Origin of the sequence: Robertkochia marina (genome assembly GCF_004799345.1) — a bacterium.
In the GTDB taxonomy this organism is placed as follows: domain Bacteria; phylum Bacteroidota; class Bacteroidia; order Flavobacteriales; family Flavobacteriaceae; genus Robertkochia; species Robertkochia marina.
Genome location: NZ_SSMC01000003.1, coordinates 340,807 through 361,524 on the forward strand (window position 1 = coordinate 340,807; position 20,718 = coordinate 361,524).

Genomic DNA, 20,718 nt, shown 5'->3' on the forward strand with positions numbered 1-20,718 from the left:
TTTCTCGTTTTAAAATCATTCCTGTGAGTTCTTCAGATATTTTAAAGTACAGGCAGGGGGTTGCCGCTTTAATATGATTATCTTCGCTTGTAAAAATTTCGAATGAATCTTTTGTTTGTTGCCCTGGGCCTGGTTTTGTTGGTTTTTGGTGGGAATTGGTTATTGAAAGCGGCGGTAGCACTCTCGCTCCGGCTTGAAATTCCAAAGATCGTTATCGGGATGACAGTGGTTTCTTTTGCCACTTCGGCACCCGAATTGATCGTCAGCGTGAATTCTGCACTTGAAGGGTTTCCGGATATAGCCATGGGAAATGTAATAGGGTCTAATATTGCTAACCTGGGATTTGTATTGGCTATTACCCTCTTATTGGGGCATATTGATGTGGAGCGAAGTTTTTATAAGACCGACTGGCCGGTAATGATCGTTGCTTCAGTTTTGTTCTTCTTTTTTATCATTTTTGACGGGGAGTTGCAGCGGTATGAAGGAGTGATCATGTTTGCCTGTCTTGTAGCTTTCCTGGTATACTTACTTCGTTTTCAAAAACCTGCGGTTATTGATGAAATGCCTGAAGACGATGTGCCCTTGCCGCTTCATCAGATCGTACTGTATTTATGCATCGGGGGCGTAGCCTTGTGGGGAGGTTCTGAACTATTGATCAGAGGAGCCGTTGGAATGGCTCGTTTTTATGGAGTGAGTGAAAGGATTATTGCTGTAACCGTAGTTTCGGTGGGTACAAGTATACCTGAGCTTGCTGCCTCGGTGATCGCGGTGATGAAAAAAGAAAAAGCCATTTCTTTAGGGAATCTCCTGGGAAGCAACGTGTTTAATATTCTGGCGGTATTGGGTATTACTTCGATGATCACCCCAATTACCGTTAATGATCCCGGCTTATTGTCGAATGATATTTATTGGATGCTGGCTATTTCTTTTGTGATATTTCCCCTGGTGTTCATACCTAAGGGGTTGCGTTTGAACTGGCGGGATGGTTTGGTGCTGCTTACTTCTTATGGCGTGTTTGTGTATTTAACGGTTACAGGATAAAATGATCCTAAATCTTTTTAATAGGTATAAAAAAAAGCCATCCTTTAAAGGATGGCTTTTCTATAGCGTTCAGATAGTTTAAGCTTCTACTTCAACTTCTGCATTTTTAACAGTATTCACGATGATTCCTGCTACTTTGTATGGATCTGCGTTTGAAGCAGGACGACGATCTTCCAGCCATCCTTTCCATCCGTTTTGAACGGTGATGATCGGGATACGAATTGAAGCACCTCGGTCAGAAACTCCGTAAGAGAATTCATTGATCGATTGTGTTTCGTGGAGTCCTGTAAGTCGCTCGTCATTGTAGGCCCCATATACAGCGATGTGCTTTTCTGCTACCGGACGGAAGGCCTCACAGATGCTTTCGTAAACTTCTTTGCTTCCTGCATTTCTCAGGGTAGAGTTAGAGAAGTTAGCGTGCATTCCTGAACCATTCCAGTCACCTCTGATTGGTTTAGGGTGAAGCTCTATATAGTATCCGTATTTTTCAGTAAGTCTGTTTAACAGGTATCGGGCTACCCAGATCTCGTCTCCGGCTTTCTTGGCGCCTTTGGCGAAGTTCTGAAACTCCCATTGTCCCGGAGCTACCTCCTGGTTGATACCCTCAATATTCAATCCGGCCTGCAGGCAGATGTCAAGGTGTTCTTCTACTAATTGACGTCCCCAGGTGTATCGTCCTCCAACAGAACAGTAGTATTGTCCTTGTGGTCCGGGGAATCCTCCTCTTGGGAATCCAAGTGGAAGATCAGTTTTAGTGTCCATGATGAAGTATTCCTGTTCGAAACCGAACCAGAAATCATTATCGTCATCATCAATAGCGGCTCTCGCATTAGAAGCGTGAGGAGTACCATCAGGGTTCAATACCTCAGTCATGACCAGGTATCCGTTTACTCTTTCCGGATCAGGATAAATAGCCACCGGCTTCAGCAGGCAGTCAGAAGAGTTTCCTTCAGCCTGTTGTGTTGAACTTCCGTCGAAAGACCAGATCGGGCAGCTTTCAAGTTTCCCGTCAAAGTTTTCAACCACCTTAGTTTTACTACGTAATTCCTGGGTGGGGGTATATCCGTCCAACCAGATGTACTCAAGTTTAGCCTTGTTCATAAAATTGTTTCGTTTAAATAAAACTTTATTATGGCGACAAAAATAAAATATTTGGAAGAAGTGCACCAAAATTAATAGGGGTTATTTATAAAAACTATCAACATTTTTATTCACACCCTATATTTTCAGAGGGGGGTGTATGGGATAATATAACATAAGACGGAAATCATATAGCCATTTCCGGGGTAGAATTACAGTTTAGGTACATTATTATCGGCTTATTTTGTAATTTCATATCCTGTTTAAAAAGAGCAACTTAAAATATCTTTATAATTATGTCAACTATCAGATTTGATGCTATCCGGGAGACCTTCAACCGCAAACCGGCGGAGGTGGAGTCCAAAGGAAAACGATCAGAGCTATTCGGATCGAATGTGTTTAACGAGCTTGTCATGCGGGAGTCGCTTTCTAAAGAGGCTTTTAAAAGTGTTATGGAGGCTATTGAGCTAGGCAGCAGAATAGACCGTAAACTTGCTGATGAGATCGCCGCAGCCATGAAAAACTGGGCGCTTTCGAAAGGGGCCACCCATTATACTCACTGGTTTCAACCGTTAACAGGGTCTACTGCAGAAAAGCACGATGCCTTTTTTGAGCCGGTAACCAATGCCTATGCGGTTGAAAAATTCGGAGGAGATCAATTGGTACAGCAAGAGCCCGACGCTTCGAGTTTTCCTCATGGAGGTATCAGAAATACCTTCGAAGCGAGGGGGTATACGGCATGGGATCCGACCTCTCCGGCCTTTGTATATGGAACGACCCTTTGTATCCCCACCGTTTTTGTGTCCTACACCGGGGAGGCACTTGATAATAAAGTGCCGCTGCTACGAGCCTTGCAGGCAGTAGACAATGCCGCAACTGATGTAGCTAAATATTTTGATAAAAATGTGACCAAGGTAAATGCTACCCTGGGGTGGGAACAGGAGTATTTCCTGGTCGATAAGGCATTGGCAGGTACCAGGCCAGATCTTGTGCTGGCCGGAAGAACGCTTTTAGGGCATTCCCCCGCCAAGGGGCAGCAATTGGATGACCATTACTTTGGCTCTATTCCAGACAGGGTGTTGAATTATATGCGTGACCTGGAGCAGGAGTGTATGCTGTTGGGTATTCCCGTTAAAACCCGTCATAATGAGGTGGCGCCTAATCAATTCGAATTAGCGCCCATCTTTGAGGAGGCCAATTTGGCAGTAGATCACAATTCACTGCTGATGGATGTCATGGATAAGATTGCCGACAAGCACAACTTTAAGATCTTATTCCACGAGAAACCCTTTGCCGGGATCAACGGCTCGGGTAAACACAATAACTGGTCGTTGTCTACCAATACCGGGGTCAATTTGCTGAGTCCGGGGTCGACGCCCATGAAGAACCTGCAGTTTCTGACCTTTTTTATCAATACGATCAAGGCGGTTCATGATTATGAAGAGCTCATCAGGGCTTCTATTGCTTCGGCAACGAATGATCACCGTTTGGGGGCCAATGAGGCGCCTCCGGCTATTATTTCTGTATTTATAGGGTCGCAGCTTACCAAAGTGCTTGATGAACTGGAAGATGTATCCAAAGGAAAGTTGTCTCCCCAGGAGAAAACAGACCTGAAACTTAATGTGGTAGGAAAGATTCCTGAGATCCTGCTTGATAACACCGACCGGAACAGAACGTCTCCGTTTGCTTTTACCGGAAATAAGTTTGAGCTGAGGGCAGTAGGTTCAAAGTCGAACTGCGCAAAACCAATGACAGTTCTAAATAGTATTGTAGCCAGACAGCTGATCGATTTCAAGAAAGAGGTTGATGCCCTGATCGCAAAGAAAGAGCTGAAGAAAGATGAGGCTATCTTTAACGTATTAAGAGAATATATAAAGGCTTCCAAGAAGATTCGTTTTGAAGGAGATGGTTATAGTGAAGAATGGGAAAAAGAAGCGGCCAAGCGCGGACTCTCCAATAATAAAACCACGCCAACAGCTTTGAAAGCGTCAATATCAGACAAGGCTGTAGCGCTCTATGAATCACTTGGAGTGATGAATCCGAGAGAAATTCATGCACGACATGAGATCGAGCTGGAAGAGTATGTTATGAAGGTGCAGATCGAAGGAAGGGTTTTGGGTGATATTGCCAGAAATCACGTCATTCCGACAGCTATCCGTTATCAGAACACCCTGATCGAAAATGTGAGAGGACTCAAAGAGGTTTTCGGAAAGGATTTTGAGAAGCACGCTAAAGAGCAAATGGATCTGATCACAGCCATTTCAGGTCATATTGCAGAGATCAATTCTATGGTGAATAAGATGACCGATGAAAGGCGGTCTGCCAATAAGATCGATTCTGCCCAGGAAAAAGCAGATGCCTATTGCGAGAAGGTGTTGCCCTACTTTGAAAAGATCAGGTATCACTGTGATAAATTAGAACTCATGGTAGACGACGAACTCTGGACGCTGACCAAGTACAGGGAGCTGTTATTTACCCGCTAAATGACCGGTGCAGATCGAATTTTAACCTTTAGTTATTAAACCGATTTTTTATCAAATACATCGAATACTCTTTCATGATGCTGAAAATAAACGATTTGTGACTTGGTGTGGTCAGGGGGTTTCTTATATTTGATATGCTATTAATCAATTTAAACATGTGGTTCCGGATGTAGAAAATCTTATGTTTTCTGTGATCGGGTCACTAAAAGGGGTAAGAGAGCAGAATCTGCTCTCAAAAGCACACAAACGTTTGTTTGTGTGTTTTTTTTTATACCTATTTTTGTGCAAAATTAAGATTCATGAGTTCTGAAATAAGTAAGAGATACGCTCAGCGAGGAGTTTCAGCTTCAAAGGAAGATGTTCACAAGGCCATTAAGAATGTGGATAAGGGGTTGTTTCCAAAAGCTTTTTGTAAGATCGTTCCCGATCACCTGACAGGAGATAAAGATCATTGTTTGATCATGCATGCCGATGGGGCAGGCACCAAATCGTCTCTGGCCTATATGTATTGGAAGGAAACCGGAGATCTTTCGGTTTGGAAGGGAATTGCCCAGGATGCGCTTATTATGAACATAGATGACCTGCTGTGTGTGGGTGCTGTTTCAGATATTATGCTGAGCTCTACTATCGGGCGTAACAAGAATCTGATTCCAGGGGAAGTAATCTCTGCTATCATAAACGGAACTGAAGAACTTATTGCAGAATTAAGGTCTTTTGGAGTGGAGATCCATTCTACCGGAGGTGAAACTGCAGACGTTGGTGACCTGGTACGCACTATTATTGTAGATTCTACGGTGACAGCAAGAATGAAAAGAGCCGATGTTATTGACAATGCCCGTATAAAGCCCGGCAATGTTATTGTGGGGCTTGCCTCATTCGGACAAGCAACCTATGAAAGTGAATACAATGGCGGTATGGGGAGTAATGGATTGACTTCTGCACGCCATGATGTGTTCTCTAAATACCTGGCCGAAAAATACCCGGAAAGTTATGATCATGATGTTCCCGAAGAGTTGGTGTATTCAGGAGGGGTTAAACTTACTGATAAGGTAGAGGGAGCTCCCTTAGATGCGGGTAAATTGGTGCTTTCGCCAACAAGGACCTATGCCCCGGTTATAGCTGCTGTTTTAAATAAGTTGGGTGCTGCAGCCATTGACGGTATGATACACTGTAGTGGAGGCGCGCAAACCAAGGTGCTTCACTTTGTAGAAGATCTCCATATTATTAAAGACAATATGTTTGCAGTGCCACCGCTGTTTAAACTTATACAGGAGCAATCTAAAACTTCTTGGCAGGAAATGTACCAGGTATTTAACTGCGGACATAGAATGGAACTTTATGTTGATCTTGCTGTAGCCGATGAAATTATCGCAATTTCTGAGTCATTTAATATTGATGCGCAGATCATTGGTAGGGTAGAAGAAGCCCCGGCAAAAAAGTTAACGATTAAGAGCGAAAACGGGACGTTTACATACGCCTAACCGTTTGTCAAATAAATCAGAATTTTAACGGAGCAACTCTTGGGTTGCTCCTTTTTTTTTGTAGTACCCTAAAATTTCTAGAAACCAAGTTGATTTTTAAAAATTGAAAACTTTTTAATTTTTTAAAAACGCTATAAGACTGTTTATGAGGTAATTAACAATTGACTTTTGATAACTTTTATTTTAGGGGCATCTGAAGATGATTAATATTTACATACTTTTACTTCTGTTCTCAATTAATTAAATAACTCATAAATCATAGCTAACTTATGCAATCCGGTACAGTTACAGCAGCACAAAAAACCTATACTCTCGAAGAGGCTTATGAGGCATCCCTGAAATACTTCAGAGGAGATGATCTTGCAGCAAGAGTTTGGGTAAATAAGTACGCTCTTAAGGATTCTGATGGGAATCTTTTCGAGTTAACTCCAGACGACATGCACAGGCGTATCGCAAAAGAGATCGCAAGGGTCGAAACCAAGTATGCCAACCCGATGTCTGAACAGGAGATCTTTGACCATATAAAAGAATTTAAATACATCGTTCCTCAGGGGAGTCCGATGGCAGGTATTGGTAACCCGTTCCAGATCGCATCTTTATCAAATTGCTTCGTAATAGGTAATGATGGGATGTCTGATTCTTACGGTGGGGTGATGAAGATCGACCAGGAGCAGGTTCAGTTAATGAAAAGAAGAGGGGGGGTTGGTCACGACCTGTCTCACATCAGGCCAAAAGGATCTGGAGTAAAGAACTCTGCTTTAACCTCAACAGGATTGGTTCCTTTTATGGAACGCTATTCTAATTCTACCAGAGAGGTTGCCCAGGATGGCCGAAGAGGAGCTTTAATGTTATCAGTGTCCATTAATCACCCGGATGCTGAAGATTTTATCGATGCTAAAATGGAGCAAGGCAAGGTTACCGGAGCCAATGTATCTGTACGTATCGATGACGATTTTATGAAGGCTGTTGCCAATGGAGGAGAATATGTTCAGAAGTTCCCTATCCATAGTCCGCAGCCCAAGACCAGCAAGGTGATCGAAGCTAAAAAGCTTTGGGAAAAGATCGTTCATAATGCCTGGAAATCTGCAGAACCCGGAATTCTTTTCTGGGATACCATTACTAAGGAGTCTGTACCGGACTGTTATGGAGATCTTGGGTATACCACCGTATCGACTAACCCATGTGGAGAGATCCCTCTTTGTCCGTACGATAGCTGTCGACTTCTGGCGATGAACCTGTTCTCTTATGTAGAGAATCCGTTTACACCTCAGGCTTCCTTTAATTTTGAGCTGTTCAAGGCGCATGCCCAGGTAGCACAACGTATGATGGATGATATCATTGACCTTGAACTGGAGAAGATCGATAACATTCTGGAAAAGATCGATGCCGACCCGGAAGGTGAAGAAGTGAAGCGGGTAGAGAAGAACCTTTGGTTAAATATCCGCAAAAAAGCAGAAGAGGGTCGTCGTACCGGAATTGGTATAACTGCAGAAGGAGATATGCTGGCTTCTCTCGGATTTCGTTATGGTAGTGAAGAGGCAAATGATTTTTCTGTTGAGGTTCACAAAACCCTTGCCCTTGCTGTATACAGAGGTTCTGTAAACCTGGCAAAAGAAAGAGGTGCCTTTGGTATTTACGATACTGAAAGAGAGAAGAATAATCCGTTCGTTCAACGTATCAAGGAGGCTGATGAAGAGCTTTACTATGAAATGTCTGAACATGGAAGAAGAAATATTGCCCTGCTTACTATTGCACCTACAGGGACCACCAGTTTGATGACCCAGACCACCTCAGGTATTGAGCCTGTATTCCTTCCTGTATATAAAAGAAGAAGAAAGGTAAACCCGAATGATAAGGATGTTCGTGTTGATTTTGTAGATGAGGTAGGTGACTCATGGGAAGAATATGTTGTTTTCCACCATCGATTCAAGCAATGGATGGAAGCCAATAACATTGATGTAAGTGCTAATTATTCACAGGAAGAACTGAATGAGCTGGTTGCCAAGTCTCCTTATTACAAAGCTACCTCCAACGATGTTGATTGGTTGAGCAAGGTGCGACTTCAGGGGCGTGTTCAGAAATGGGTAGATCACTCCATCAGCGTAACCATAAACCTGCCTTCTGACGTTAGTGAATCTTTGGTAGGAGAGCTTTACCTGGAGGCATGGCGTGTAGGCTGTAAAGGAGTTACCGTATACCGCGATGGTTCGCGTTCGGGAGTTCTGATCTCTACAGAGGAGAAAAAAGAAGAAGATAACGATACCCTTGAGCACTTCCCGCTTACCCGACCAGAGGTGTTGGAAGCAGAAGTAGTAAGATTCCAGAACAACAAGGAGAAATGGATCGCCTTTATCGGTTTGAGCGACGGGAAACCTTATGAGATCTTTACCGGGCTTGCTGATGATGAAGACGGGATTCTTTTACCACGTTGGGTAAACGAAGGTTATATCATCAAGAACAGAAATGAAGATGGCACCGGAAGGTATGATTTCCAGTTCGAGAACAAACGAGGGTATAAGACTACCATTGAAGGGTTATCGCATAAGTTTGATCCTGAGTATTGGAATTACGCTAAGCTGATCTCCAGTACCCTTCGTCATGGAATGCCTATTGAAAAGGTTGTTGAATTGATCAACTCTCTGCAGCTTGACAGCGAATCGATCAATACCTGGAAAAACGGAGTTGCAAGGGCGCTTAAGCGTTTTGTTCCTGACGGGACCGAGATCAAAGGACAAACCTGTATGAATTGTAACGGAACCAACCTGATCTACCAGGAAGGATGCCTTACCTGTAAAGACTGCGGTTCTTCTAAATGTGGTTAAACATTCATATTTGAGTCGCAAACAACGCCCTTCTCCGGAAGGGCGTTGTTGTTTGAATCAAAATCGGTAATGAGCCGGTACATGAAGAGTGGGTTATGAAGTAATAATATTTGCGGCATTCTCGCCATCGGGGTGGTATGGGAAGTACAAGCATTGAAAATTATCGTAAATTTGTTGTCGCAATAGCAAGACCTTTATGTTAGATAAATTAAATGTAGTAAAACAGCGCTTTGATGAGGTTTCTGATCTGATCATCCAGCCGGATGTGATCGCAGACCAAAAGCGATATGTTCAATTAAATAAAGAGTATAAAGACCTTAAAGAACTGGTAGATAAGCGTGAAGAATACCTGACGCTTACCGGTAATATAGAAGAGGCCGAAGAGATCATAGCCGATGGGAGTGATCCTGAAATGGTGGAAATGGCTAAAATGCAACTTGATGAGGCCAGGGAGGCCCTTCCTGGACTGGAATCAGAAATCAAGTACTTGTTGATCCCTAAAGATCCAGAAGACGCCAAGAATGTGGTTATGGAGATCCGAGCAGGAACCGGAGGCGATGAAGCCAGTATCTTTGCAGGAGACCTTCACAGGATGTATACCAAGTATTGTGAGTCTAAGGGATGGAAAGTGAATGTGGTTGACTTTAATGAAGGTACTTCAGGTGGTTATAAGGAAGTTATTTTTGAGGTAAGCGGAGAAAATGTTTACGGCACCCTGAAGTTTGAAGCCGGTGTTCATCGCGTGCAAAGAGTGCCTCAAACAGAAACCCAGGGTAGGGTGCATACCTCGGCAGCTACTGTAATGGTGCTTCCGGAGGCTGAAGAGTTTGATGTAGAACTGGATATGAGCGATGTAAAGATCATCCGAACCACCTCTACAGGGCCCGGCGGACAATCTGTAAATACCACCTATTCTGCCATTCAGCTCCAGCACATTCCTACCGGAATTGAAGTGCGTTGCCAGGATGAGAAATCTCAGCATAAAAATCTCGACAAGGCTATCAAGGTATTGCGTTCAAGACTTTATGAACGCGAACTGGCGAAGAAGCAGGAGGAAGATGCTGCCCGGAGAAAAAGTATGGTTTCCAGCGGTGACCGAAGTGCCAAGATTCGCACCTATAATTATCCGCAGGGAAGGGTTACCGATCACCGTATTGGATTAACGCTTTACGATCTGTCAAACATCGTGAATGGTGATCTTGAGAAGATCATTGAAGAATTGAAGATCGCAGAAAACACGGAGAAACTTAAAGAAGCCAGCGAGACTATTTAATCGCATAGTAACTATTAAATTTTAATGCCCTGAAAAGGGCATTTTTTTAACCATTAAAGAACGATTTACATGACAACCCAAGCCTTGGTTACCCAGATCAGAGAGAAACGCTCTTTCCTGTGTGTCGGACTCGATACCGATATGAATAAGATCCCGGAACATCTGAAAGCCGAGGAAGATCCTTTATTCGCTTTTAATAAAGCCATCATTGATGCTACCCATGAATATGCGGTGGCCTATAAACCCAATATAGCGTTTTATGAAGCCCATGGGATAGAGGGATGGAAGAGTCTTAAAAAAACGATCGACTATCTTAACAAGCATCACCCGGAACTATTTACCATAGCCGATGCCAAAAGAGGCGATATAGGCAATACCGCTACCATGTATGCCAATGCCTTTTTTAAGGACCTGAATTTTGATTCGGTCACGGTAGCACCTTATATGGGTAGAGATTCGGTAGAACCGTTCTTACAATTCAAAAATAAACATACGATCCTTCTTGCACTGACCTCTAATCCCGGAGCTTTTGATTTTCAGACGGGTTCAGATGATGGCGAAGAGTTGTATAAAAAGGTACTTCGTACATCGGCAACCTATGAGAATGCATCGCAGTTGATGTATGTTGTAGGCGCCACCAAAGCAGAATATCTGAAAGAGATCCGAACCCTGGTACCTGATAGTTTTTTACTGGTACCGGGAGTGGGAGCCCAGGGCGGAAGCCTTGAAGAGGTTTGTAAATATGGCCTTAACAGCCAGGTTGGGTTGCTTATTAATTCTTCAAGAGGTATTATTTATGCCTCTTCCGGCGAAGATTTTGCTGAGGTTGCCGGTAATAAGGCTGCTGAACTGCAGGAACAAATGGCAAAATGGTTGTAAAGTCATGCCCTTTGCAGTGCTCGTTGACCAGACAGGAAGAAAAGTAAAGTTACCTGCCAGGCCCAAGCGTATCATAAGCCTGGTCCCTTCATTAACAGCTTTGATCTGCTACCTGGGGCTGGAAGATGAACTCTTGGGGGTTACGCGTTTTTGTACCCATCCGGAAGGACTCAAGGGCAGAAAAAAAGTGGTTGGAGGCACGAAAGAAGTCCGGTATGATCGTATTCGTGATCTCAGGCCCGATCTGATCATTTGCAATAAAGAGGAGAATACCCCCGAGATGGTCAGTGCGCTTGAACAGTTTTGTCCGGTACATGTTTCTGATATTTCAACCATTTCTGACTTTCTGGAGTTACTGAAAGACTACGAGGTACTGTTTGGGTTACCGGGGAAAACCGGACAACTGGCGGGGGAGATCTCCCGCGAATTGGATCGCCGAGCTGTTGCTAACCTGCCACCGGTTAAGGTGGCTTATTTTATCTGGAGGAAGCCCTGGATGCTGGCAGGCGGACAAACCTTTATTAATGCTATGCTGCAATGCGGAGGGTTCTGTAATGTGGCGGCGAGTACCTCGCGATATCCCGCTTTTGAAAACGACTGGCCCGAGCAATGGGATCGGCCTGAATGGATCATGTTATCTTCAGAACCCTATCCTTTCAAGGAAAAACATCTTGCTGAGATCAGGGAGCTCTTTCCTGAAGCCCGGATATTGCTGGTGGACGGACGCTGGTTTTCCTGGTACGGACCGGAATTACCTGTCTTTTTGAAGAAGATTGCGGGCCTGCGCCTGCAAGAAGGTGGTCAATAAAAAAACCGATCTCGAAAGACCGGTTTTTTCAACTAGCTAACTCAAACAATTCAAAGTATGAAATTATTTACTTTTAAATGTTTTGATTTGAGGTTGTTTTCTATGCTGTTTAATGATAATCTAAATACGGCCTAAAAACCTCTGCTAGCCAATTTCATTTTGCTTTTTAAATTCACTGCACGTGTCATCTAACACACTCAAATTTAGTAAATTAAAATCATATAATCAATTCTAATAGTGTTATGAAATCGTTTATTTTGACCGTTCTTCTAAGTTTCAACGTCAGCCTTTACGCGCAGGATGCAGATTGTAATTGTTGCGACAGCCCTCACCAGGCCTTTGATTTTTGGCTTGGTACGTGGGAGGTTTCTGATAAGGAAGGCAACCCGGTAGGGCAAAATCAGATCGATAAAAAAGAAGAAGGCTGTCTGATAGAGGAGCATTATTCCAGTCTCGATTCCGGCTTTTCCGGAAGAAGTTTCAATTTCTATAATTCTTCATTGAATCAATGGGAACAACTTTGGGTAGATAACCAGGGTACCTACCTCCACCTGAGAGGAAATCTGGTTGATGGTAATATGGTACTACAGGGTGAACAGCAGCATGAGGGTATGGTGCGCAGTGATCGCATTACCTGGTCAAAGCTTCAAGACGGTCGGGTGCGACAATTATGGGAACAGCGCCAGGGGCAGGAATCGTGGAAGGTTGTATTTGACGGGTATTACTCAAAAACGGTCGAGCCGTAATTATTTCGAAGAATATCAAGGGTCTCCTCTTTCTTTTTGAATACATCAAAACCTCGTCCTTGTGTACGCAATGCGCCCAGTACATTCCCGAAACGTGCGGCGTTGGCAGGGTCATTAGAAGTAACGAGTCCGTAGGCCAGGCCTCCTGCAAAAGAGTCACCACATCCGGTGGTGTCAATGACTTCATTCACCTTGACCGAAGATACCCATTCTTTGATCATGGTCGTGCCATGCATACGATAGGTGGCACAACCGCGGGAATCCAGGGTTACATACAAAAGTTTGACCCCTGCTTTTAAGGTGTCATAGGCAAAATCGTCAAGATGCTCCGTGAGTTCTTCGTTGTAATCGGTCAATATGTTCTCATTTTCAAACCAGGAAAATTGAGATTCTTCAAGATTCATTTTAAGCACATCCATCCACGGAAACCAGTCGTATTTTTCTTTCCAGATCCGCCTCAGTCGTTTTCCTTCCTCGGTAACCCAGCTGGTCGGGCCATGAGCATCAAAGATCACTCTGGCATCGCTGTTTTCTCTGATATATTTGAGGGTTTCCAGCGGGATCTCAAAATCGGTAATGGGAACAAGAACGAAGGCATCGACATCCAGAAAAGGGGCAACGTCTTCCGGGGAGATCGGGGCCATTCGTGAACTTTGGGTTTCCTGGCGGTTATTCTGATCTAAGAACTCCAGGTTGATCACGGTGCCCATATTCTTATCAGTGTAAATTCCTTCCGTCGAAATGTTTGAATAGGGGGAAAACAAATTCTTGATAGGCTCCAGGTCTTCCTGATGCACATGGCTCACAGGAATGACCTCACCCTCATTCTCCAGTAAATTGGCAAGAGCAATGGCCGGATGTGTAACGCATCCGTATTTTTTGATAACTTCTCCACGATGCGTTTTGATGGTATCCCTGGGAATAGGGCCCAACACTGCGATTCGTAATTTTTGCTTCATACCCCGTTTTTTTCGGTTAGTTTTCTGATAAATGGTTTTATAAATGTATGGATTTCACTTGAATTCGGGATAAGATTCTCGATGTGCCCCCAGGTGTTTCATTGTATATCCTGAAATAATAGGGCTCTAACTCATTTCTTTTTTGGTTTATTCCGAATTTAAAAGGTCATTTTTTGCATTTTAATTAAATTGCGGACACCAAAAAAGCAATGAAAAACACAATGGAAAAACAGAAGCCATACCAGCCTACACATAAGGTACGCATCGTTACTGCGGCCTCACTTTTTGATGGTCATGATGCAGCGATAAATATTATGAGACGTATGATCCAGTCTACCGGAGTAGAGGTCATACACCTGGGGCATGACAGAAGTGTTGAAGAGGTGGTAAATACTGCTATTCAGGAAGATGCTAATGCAATAGCCATGACTTCTTACCAGGGAGGTCATAATGAATACTTTAAATATATGTATGACCTTCTTCAGGAGAAGGGGGCTTCACACATTAAGATCTTCGGTGGCGGTGGAGGAGTGATCCTTCCTGAGGAGATCCGTGAGCTGATGGATTATGGGATTACGCGTATCTATTCTCCCGATGACGGGAGAGAAATGGGATTGCAGGGTATGATCAATGATCTGGTTAAACAATCAGATTTCCCTATCGGAGATCGGCTCAACGGTGAGATAGAAACGCTTAAAGAAAAGAACCCCATGGCTATTGCCAGGATCATTTCGGCTGCAGAGAACTATTACGATGCTTCTAAGGAGGTGCTTCAAACCATACATGAAGAGAATAAGACCTCTACAACCCCGGTACTGGGAATTACCGGTACGGGAGGTGCCGGGAAAAGTAGTCTTGTTGATGAGATCGTACGCAGATTCCTGGCAGATTTTCCTGAAAAATCAATCGGGATCATCTCTGTGGATCCCTCCAAAAGGAAAACCGGAGGCGCCTTGCTGGGTGACCGTATTCGAATGAACGCTATTAACAGCCCACGGGTTTATATGCGAAGCCTTGCCACACGTCAGTCCAACCTGGCACTTTCCAAGCATGTGGCAGAAGCTGTAGAAGTGTTAAAGGCGGCCCAATATGACCTGGTCATTCTTGAGACCTCAGGTATTGGCCAGAGTGATACCGAGATCCTGGACCACTCTGATGTCTCTCTCTATGTCATGACGCCCGAATTCGGAGCAGCCACTCAATTGGAAAAGATCGATATGCTCGATTTTGCCGACCTGGTGGCTATCAATAAATTTGACAAACGCGGAGCCCTGGATGCTTTAAGAGATGTTAAAAAACAATATCAGCGAAATCACCAGTTGTGGGATAGCGCACCTGATTCCATGCCTGTATATGGCACCATAGCATCTCAGTTTAACGACCCGGGAATGAACACCCTGTATAAGGCCATCATGGATACCCTGGTAGAAAAGACGGAGACGACCCTGCGATCAGATTATGAACTGAGCAAGGCCATGAGCGAGAAGATCTATGTGATACCTCCAAACCGTACCAGATATCTTTCAGAGATCGCCGAAAATAACAGGGCTTACGATCGCACGGCAGAGAAGCAAAAAGAGGTAGCTCAGAAATTATTTGGGATCTTTACCACCCTGGCTTCTGTAAGTGGTAAAACACCCGTGTTGAATCAATACGGTATTGACAGGGAAAACCTTGAACCTTTAATGGGAGGAGAGCAGGGCGATTTCATCAAATTATTGCTGGCAGAATTTGATCGTGTTAAACTCAACCTGGATCCACATAACTGGGAGGTGATCATTGGCTGGGATGAGAAGGTGAACAAATACAAAGAGCCCGTATATCGCTTTAAGGTGAGAGACAAAGAAATCTCGATACAAACGCATACAGAGTCTCTGTCGCATTCGCAGATCCCGAAGGTAGCCCTGCCTAAATATGAGGCATGGGGAGATATTCTTCAATGGGTACTTCAGGAGAATGTGCCGGGAGAGTTTCCATATACTTCAGGGTTGTATCCGTTTAAGCGTACCGGAGAAGACCCTACCCGGATGTTTGCCGGGGAAGGAGGGCCTGAGCGTACCAACAGAAGATTTCATTATGTAAGTCTTGGTATGCCTGCAAAACGCTTGTCTACCGCTTTTGATTCTGTAACCCTATACGGGAATGACCCGGATCATCGTCCCGATATTTACGGAAAAATTGGAAATGCCGGCGTTTCGGTATGTTGCCTGGATGATGCTAAAAAGCTGTATTCAGGCTTTGATCTTGCCGATGCACTTACCTCGGTAAGTATGACCATTAATGGTCCGGCTCCGATGCTGCTTGGGTTCTTTATGAATGCTGCCATAGATCAGCAATGTGAGAAATATATCAAGGCTGAAGGACTGGAGGAAGAGGTCGAGAAAAAGATCGAAGCTATTTATAAGGAAAAAGGCATCGAAAGACCGGTGTATCACGGGTATTCCAAAGACGGTACATCAGGGGCAAATGTTTTACCTGAAGGTAATGATGGCCTGGGCTTGATGTTGCTGGGAGTTACAGGAGATCAGGTGCTGCCTGCAGAGGTGTATGAGAAGATCAAAAAGGATACCCTGGCACAAGTAAGAGGTACTGTGCAGGCTGATATCCTCAAGGAAGACCAGGCGCAGAACACCTGTATATTTTCTACAGAGTTCGCCCTGCGATTAATGGGAGATGTGCAGGAGTACTTCATTGAAAAGAATGTGCGTAATTTCTACTCTGTTTCCATTTCAGGGTACCATATAGCAGAAGCGGGAGCCAACCCGATCACCCAGCTGGCCTTTACCCTGGCTAACGGATTTACCTATGTGGAGTATTACCTGAGCAGAGGGATGGATATTAATCAGTTCGGTCCCAACCTGTCTTTCTTCTTCTCTAATGGTGTTGACCCTGAATATGCGGTCATCGGAAGGGTGGCCAGAAGAATTTGGTCGAAGGCTCTGAAACACAAATACGGAGCCAATAAACGGGCCCAAATGCTCAAGTATCACATTCAGACCTCAGGGCGTTCTCTGCATGCACAGGAGATCGATTTCAATGATATCAGAACCACCCTGCAAGCACTTTATGCCATTTATGATAACTGTAATTCTCTTCATACCAATGCGTACGATGAGGCTATTACCACTCCTACCGAAGATTCAGTACGACGAGCTATGGCTATTCAGTTGATCATTAATAAGGAGCTGGGGCTGGCTAAAAATGAAAACCCGCTGCAGGGAAGTTTTATTATAGAAGAGCTAACCGACCTGGTAGAAGAGGCTGTATTGTCTGAATTTGACAGGATCACTGAAAGAGGAGGAGTGCTTGGAGCCATGGAGACCATGTATCAGCGCTCACAGATCCAGGAAGAGAGCCTGCATTATGAAACCCTAAAGCATTCAGGAGAATACCCGATCATTGGGGTTAATACGTTCTTAAGCAGCAAAGGATCGCCTACGGTAATACCCCAGGAGGTGATCAGGGCAACAGAAAAAGAAAAGGAACAACAGATAAACACCCTGAACCGTTTGCATAAGGTATATCCTGAAAAGGCAAAGGATGCTCTTGACAGGGTGAAGAAAGCGGCTGTTCAGAATGAGAATATGTTTAATGAACTCATGGAGGCTACCAAGGTATGTTCCCTGGGGCAGATCACTACCGCCCTGTTTGAAGTAGGAGGGCAATACCGCAGAAATATGTAAGCTGGTATTTACAATAAAATAAAAAGGCTGTCCGGAAAGACAGCCTTTTTATTTTATTGGTTCAGTACTCTTTTTAATTTAATTCGCGCAGTCGCCCGACCCAGTGACTTTGTAACTTTCTGAACTGAACGATCTCGTTTTGTAAACGCTTGACGAAGGTTTTGGAATGACCCAGCCTGCTGTCTATTTGCTCACAATAGCGCTGAAGCTTGCCGGTTTCCTGCTGTAAAAACCGCAGGCTTTTTATACGCATCAGCGGGTCCGGAGATCCTTCTACCATGGCTATGCTCGGAGCAAGACCGATAGAGGAAGACAGTAAACTGCTGGAAATTCTGTCCAGGCGTTCTCTTGAAAGACTCATATCAAGAAGATTTTTATCGGCTGTAGCCAGTCGTACCAATTCACGGCTCATGGAAAAGATCTCAACGGCCTTTTTATACACCGGTAAGTCTTGAGCCCTACGGTTACCCTGAGGGTAAGAGATTCGAGAAGTCATCATCATTGCATTTTGCTACTCCTAAAATTAGTCTACAAATCCTTGAGTGCTATTTAATTTTAAAAGTAAAAATGTATATTTAGTTTAATTTTAAAGGATAAATATTATTTAAAACTTTATAAGTGAGGTTAGATAAGCTCAATTGGGAAATTTTACATCTTTTGCAAGAGAATGCACGGCTTTCGAATGCAGAGATCGGGAGGAAGGTAGGCCTCTCATCTCCCGCAGTAACAGAACGGATAAAAAAAATGGAAGACCTTGGGGTTATAAAACGATATCGGGCTGAGGTTGATTACACGGCAGCCGGATTTCAGCTTAAGGCTATTATCACCGTAAGAGCCTTTATGGGGAAATTAAAAGCCTTTCTGGAAAAGGTGGAAGAGTTTCATGAGGTTATTAACTGCTACCGTATTACCGGTAATGAGAATATCATCATGGAGGTGGTGTTTTATGATCATAAGCACCTGGAAGGATTTATAGATAAACTGATCACCTATGGCGAAACCAGGACTCACATTGTATTGTCAAATATTGTAACCCATAACCCTATTAAAAGTACCTGGTCGTAATTTTAGTCGATAATACCTAAACTGGTATAAAAATTGAATAGCGGTAAGACAGGTTTAGTGTAGGAAAAATTTGAACCCTTTCGAATTATATATAATTTTATATTTATAATACTTTTTATGAACGGTATCAAAAGGTGGTTAATTGTTTTAGCAGGTATCCCGGGCTTCGTTTGGGGTCAGGCAGAGGTGTTTAAAGGACGCGTAGTCGATTCGGTAGAAGTGACTCAAGGAACCTTTCTCTCGTATTACCTGCCCGTTAACTACGATGAGAAGTCTTCATGGCCTGTTATTTATAGTTTTGACCCATCAGGAAATTCTCATAAGGCGGTAGCTTCTTTCCAAGATGCAGCAGAAAAATACGGATACATCGTATTGTCATGCGATGCTATAAAGAATGGAAGTTACCAGGAAAATTACAAGCACGCTCGCGATCTTTTCGAAGCCTCTGAAACCATGTTTAACCTGGATACGGTCAATCAGTTCACTGCCGGCTTTTCAGGTGGGGGAAGATTGGCTATGGCCATTGCCGGACTTTCCAATGATATAAGCGGCGTTATTTCAGCCGGAGCCGGACTAAGCACGGCCTCTACGAATTGGTTAAGGAACCATCCTTTTATTTTTATTGGAATTAGTGGTAATGAAGATTTCAACTACACAGAAGTCAAAATGACAGAAAGGATATTCACCGCCCTTAAGTATCCCATTGAGATCATAACGTTCGAGGGCGGACACGAGTGGCCTCCTTCAGAAGTTATTGAGAAAGCAGTAAGAGATCTCTCTGTGCTGATGTTCAGCAGGGGGAAGTTAAAATACACCGAAGAGAAGCTTTCGGAGATCTGGGAGGAGGAATTGACTTATAATACAACCCTTCAAAAGAAAGGTCATTGGGTATGGGCCTATAAGGATTTGGAAAAGAAACGTGATTGGTATGCCATATACGACCGTGATAATGAGCTAAAAGATATGCAGCGGGATATTCGGCGGAATAAACAGTATCGTTCACAACGGTCAGAAATGAAATATGTAGATGAAATCGAGGCGCTCTATCTTCAGGAATATGTTGATTTTCTGATAGAAGATATACGGGCAGGGGAGTTGGAGGCCCTGGGATATTGGGATCAGGAGCTTAGCCAGTTCGATCGTTCCTTTACCAAAAGTAAAAAGGAGGCTGAAAAGGATATGTCTGTTCGCATCAAATCAATGCTGGAAGTGATCGCCTTGCAAGCCAAAACGTCATTAGAAGAGCCGGAGGCATTTGATCAGCTGTTATTTATAAATATTTTTCTTACCCTTTTGGATGATCAGGATCACGGTGCGTACCTTGAAGCAGTGCGCTTGGCGGTAGCGACGGGAAAATATGATGTAGCCCTTTATTATACTGATAAATTGCTGGAAACAGGATTTAAAGATATTGATCGGTTGCGCAATTACCCCGGCATTACTTTGTTGCGAATTCAACCTGAATTTGGAGACGTACTACTTAAATATGGATTTAAGCCGAGGTTCTAATTCCATTAGTTTGAATTCTCCTGCGCATTATCGAATTTTTTTAACTTATTCCCGTACTATTGTTATAAATGAAACAATACAGCTACCTTTGAGGTAGTATTTTTGTTTTAGAATTGTTTAGTTAGTAAGGTTTGAAAAGGGGAGGACGATAGTCTTTCCCTTTTTACTTTTGTTGAATGATCATATGAGGTACCTCGCTGCCTGTCCAATCGATCACCAGTCCGTCGGCCAACTCCTGGGCCTTGTCTTTCCCGTATAACAGCTCAGTCAGATATAAGGCAGCTTCGAAGCTTTTGGCCCCTCCCGCGGAGGTAATGTACTTGCCGTCATGAACGAAAAGCACGCTGTCGGCTATCCTTAGCTGAGGAAACCGTTCTCTGTAGGTGTCAATATCTGCCGGGAAGGTGGTGGAGGTAACCGTGTCTAGAAGGCCTGCGTGTGCCAGAACAAAAGCTCCGTCACAATGCGATGTAACCCATTCGGCATCGGCAGCTGTTTTCTTCACCCAATTGATCATGACAGTGTCTTCAAGGTCAGTGTCTAAATGGTGCTCAGCACTTGGCACTACCAGGATGTCAATGGCAGGAAGAGTGTCACTGGTGTAATCGTAATCGGGGAGTATTCTCAAACCTTCAAAAGTGGTAACAGGTTGCTTTGTATTGGCAACGGTGAAAACATTCATGGGCTTTATAGAGTCGCGGTAGTGGGTGTGCTGAAATATATCATAGGGAGCCGTTAATTCAGTATTGAAAGTGCCATCCATGATGAGAAAGGCTACGTTATAGGCATTTCTGTTAAGCTCTTTATTTACAGGTTGTTTATTCTGTTGGTCGCAGGCAAGCAAAAGAACGAAGACGGCAAGAAAAAGGATGTTTTTCATCTTATAAGT

Annotated in this window: 15 protein-coding genes; 11 read left to right on the forward strand and 4 right to left on the reverse strand. The window is 43.8% G+C overall.

Going from position 1 to position 20,718, the window contains the following annotated elements; all coding sequences use genetic code 11:
• Positions 1-102 precede the first annotated feature (102 nt).
• Complete coding sequence (locus E7Z59_RS12155; RefSeq protein ID WP_136336612.1) at positions 103-1,041, forward strand: calcium/sodium antiporter; 939 nt, start codon at positions 103-105, stop codon at positions 1,039-1,041.
• 78 nt (positions 1,042-1,119) lie between these two features.
• Here the strand turns inward: E7Z59_RS12155 and E7Z59_RS12160 are convergent, their stop codons facing one another.
• Positions 1,120-2,142, reverse strand: a complete 1,023-nt coding sequence (locus E7Z59_RS12160; protein WP_136336613.1) for a glutamine synthetase beta-grasp domain-containing protein — start codon at positions 2,140-2,142, stop codon at positions 1,120-1,122.
• A 275-nt stretch (positions 2,143-2,417) separates the two neighbouring features.
• On the opposite strand from E7Z59_RS12160, the gene E7Z59_RS12165 reads away from it, so the two are divergent.
• The 7 genes from E7Z59_RS12165 to E7Z59_RS12195 all read left to right on the forward strand — a co-directional run bounded on the left by E7Z59_RS12165 (position 2,418) and on the right by E7Z59_RS12195 (position 12,613).
• Entirely contained in the window at positions 2,418-4,604 is a 2,187-nt protein-coding gene (locus E7Z59_RS12165) for a glutamine synthetase III family protein (protein WP_136336614.1), read from the forward strand.
• Between the two features lie 299 nt (positions 4,605-4,903).
• A complete protein-coding gene (locus E7Z59_RS12170) occupies positions 4,904-6,085 on the forward strand; it encodes an AIR synthase related protein (protein ID WP_136336615.1) in 1,182 nt (393 codons plus the stop codon).
• A 269-nt stretch (positions 6,086-6,354) separates the two neighbouring features.
• The gene (locus E7Z59_RS12175; RefSeq protein ID WP_136336616.1) at positions 6,355-8,907 is read left to right on the forward strand and encodes an adenosylcobalamin-dependent ribonucleoside-diphosphate reductase; all 2,553 of its coding nucleotides are present in this window, start codon (positions 6,355-6,357) and stop codon (positions 8,905-8,907) included.
• Positions 8,908-9,103: 196 nt separating this feature from the next.
• The gene (gene prfA / locus E7Z59_RS12180; RefSeq protein ID WP_136336617.1) at positions 9,104-10,180 is read left to right on the forward strand and encodes a peptide chain release factor 1; all 1,077 of its coding nucleotides are present in this window, start codon (positions 9,104-9,106) and stop codon (positions 10,178-10,180) included.
• 69 nt (positions 10,181-10,249) lie between these two features.
• On the forward strand, positions 10,250-11,059 hold the full coding sequence (gene pyrF, locus E7Z59_RS12185) for an orotidine-5'-phosphate decarboxylase (protein WP_136336618.1): 810 nt from the start codon (positions 10,250-10,252) through the stop codon (positions 11,057-11,059).
• A gap of 4 nt (positions 11,060-11,063) precedes the next feature.
• The gene (locus E7Z59_RS12190; protein ID WP_136336619.1) at positions 11,064-11,867 is read left to right on the forward strand and encodes a helical backbone metal receptor; all 804 of its coding nucleotides are present in this window, start codon (positions 11,064-11,066) and stop codon (positions 11,865-11,867) included.
• A 242-nt stretch (positions 11,868-12,109) separates the two neighbouring features.
• Entirely contained in the window at positions 12,110-12,613 is a 504-nt protein-coding gene (locus E7Z59_RS12195; RefSeq protein ID WP_136336620.1) for a hypothetical protein, read from the forward strand.
• Here the strand turns inward: E7Z59_RS12195 and E7Z59_RS12200 are convergent.
• Entirely contained in the window at positions 12,589-13,572 is a 984-nt protein-coding gene (locus tag E7Z59_RS12200; protein ID WP_136336621.1) for a carbohydrate kinase family protein, read from the reverse strand. The two genes, E7Z59_RS12195 and E7Z59_RS12200, sit on opposite strands and share 25 nt — an antisense overlap.
• A gap of 221 nt (positions 13,573-13,793) precedes the next feature.
• Between E7Z59_RS12200 and E7Z59_RS12205 the strand changes: the two genes are divergently transcribed.
• The gene (locus E7Z59_RS12205; protein ID WP_136336622.1) at positions 13,794-17,255 is read left to right on the forward strand and encodes a methylmalonyl-CoA mutase family protein; all 3,462 of its coding nucleotides are present in this window, start codon (positions 13,794-13,796) and stop codon (positions 17,253-17,255) included.
• A gap of 73 nt (positions 17,256-17,328) precedes the next feature.
• Here the strand turns inward: E7Z59_RS12205 and E7Z59_RS12210 are convergent, their stop codons facing one another.
• Positions 17,329-17,754: a hypothetical protein gene (locus tag E7Z59_RS12210; RefSeq protein WP_211089739.1), complete on the reverse strand. Its 426-nt coding sequence runs from the start codon at positions 17,752-17,754 to the stop codon at positions 17,329-17,331.
• A 119-nt stretch (positions 17,755-17,873) separates the two neighbouring features.
• Here E7Z59_RS12210 and E7Z59_RS12215 point away from each other — a divergent pair, with 119 nt between their 5' ends.
• Positions 17,874-18,320, forward strand: a complete 447-nt coding sequence (locus tag E7Z59_RS12215; RefSeq protein ID WP_136336624.1) for an Lrp/AsnC family transcriptional regulator — start codon at positions 17,874-17,876, stop codon at positions 18,318-18,320.
• 117 nt (positions 18,321-18,437) lie between these two features.
• Positions 18,438-19,829 (forward strand): hypothetical protein, encoded by a 1,392-nt coding sequence (locus E7Z59_RS12220; RefSeq protein ID WP_136336625.1) that lies wholly within the window; start codon positions 18,438-18,440, stop codon positions 19,827-19,829.
• Positions 19,830-19,992: 163 nt separating this feature from the next.
• On the opposite strand, the gene E7Z59_RS12225 is transcribed toward E7Z59_RS12220, so the two are convergent.
• Positions 19,993-20,709 (reverse strand): DJ-1/PfpI family protein, encoded by a 717-nt coding sequence (locus tag E7Z59_RS12225; RefSeq protein ID WP_136336626.1) that lies wholly within the window; start codon positions 20,707-20,709, stop codon positions 19,993-19,995.
• Between the last annotated feature and the right edge of the window lie 9 nt (positions 20,710-20,718).

Bases quoted from the DNA above. Each gene is read 5' to 3' on its own strand.
- E7Z59_RS12155 (WP_136336612.1), top strand. From the start codon at position 103: ATGAATCTTTTGTTTGTTGCCCTGGGCCTGGTTTTGTTGGTTTTTGGT.
- E7Z59_RS12160 (WP_136336613.1), bottom strand. From the start codon at position 2,142: ATGAACAAGGCTAAACTTGAGTACATCTGGTTGGACGGATATACCCCC.
- E7Z59_RS12165 (WP_136336614.1), top strand. From the start codon at position 2,418: ATGTCAACTATCAGATTTGATGCTATCCGGGAGACCTTCAACCGCAAA.
- E7Z59_RS12170 (WP_136336615.1), top strand. From the start codon at position 4,904: ATGAGTTCTGAAATAAGTAAGAGATACGCTCAGCGAGGAGTTTCAGCT.
- E7Z59_RS12175 (WP_136336616.1), top strand. From the start codon at position 6,355: ATGCAATCCGGTACAGTTACAGCAGCACAAAAAACCTATACTCTCGAA.
- prfA (WP_136336617.1), top strand. From the start codon at position 9,104: ATGTTAGATAAATTAAATGTAGTAAAACAGCGCTTTGATGAGGTTTCT.
- pyrF (WP_136336618.1), top strand. From the start codon at position 10,250: ATGACAACCCAAGCCTTGGTTACCCAGATCAGAGAGAAACGCTCTTTC.
- E7Z59_RS12190 (WP_136336619.1), top strand. From the start codon at position 11,064: ATGCCCTTTGCAGTGCTCGTTGACCAGACAGGAAGAAAAGTAAAGTTA.
- E7Z59_RS12195 (WP_136336620.1), top strand. From the start codon at position 12,110: ATGAAATCGTTTATTTTGACCGTTCTTCTAAGTTTCAACGTCAGCCTT.
- E7Z59_RS12200 (WP_136336621.1), bottom strand. From the start codon at position 13,572: ATGAAGCAAAAATTACGAATCGCAGTGTTGGGCCCTATTCCCAGGGAT.
- E7Z59_RS12205 (WP_136336622.1), top strand. From the start codon at position 13,794: ATGGAAAAACAGAAGCCATACCAGCCTACACATAAGGTACGCATCGTT.
- E7Z59_RS12210 (WP_211089739.1), bottom strand. From the start codon at position 17,754: ATGATGACTTCTCGAATCTCTTACCCTCAGGGTAACCGTAGGGCTCAA.
- E7Z59_RS12220 (WP_136336625.1), top strand. From the start codon at position 18,438: ATGAACGGTATCAAAAGGTGGTTAATTGTTTTAGCAGGTATCCCGGGC.
- E7Z59_RS12225 (WP_136336626.1), bottom strand. From the start codon at position 20,709: ATGAAAAACATCCTTTTTCTTGCCGTCTTCGTTCTTTTGCTTGCCTGC.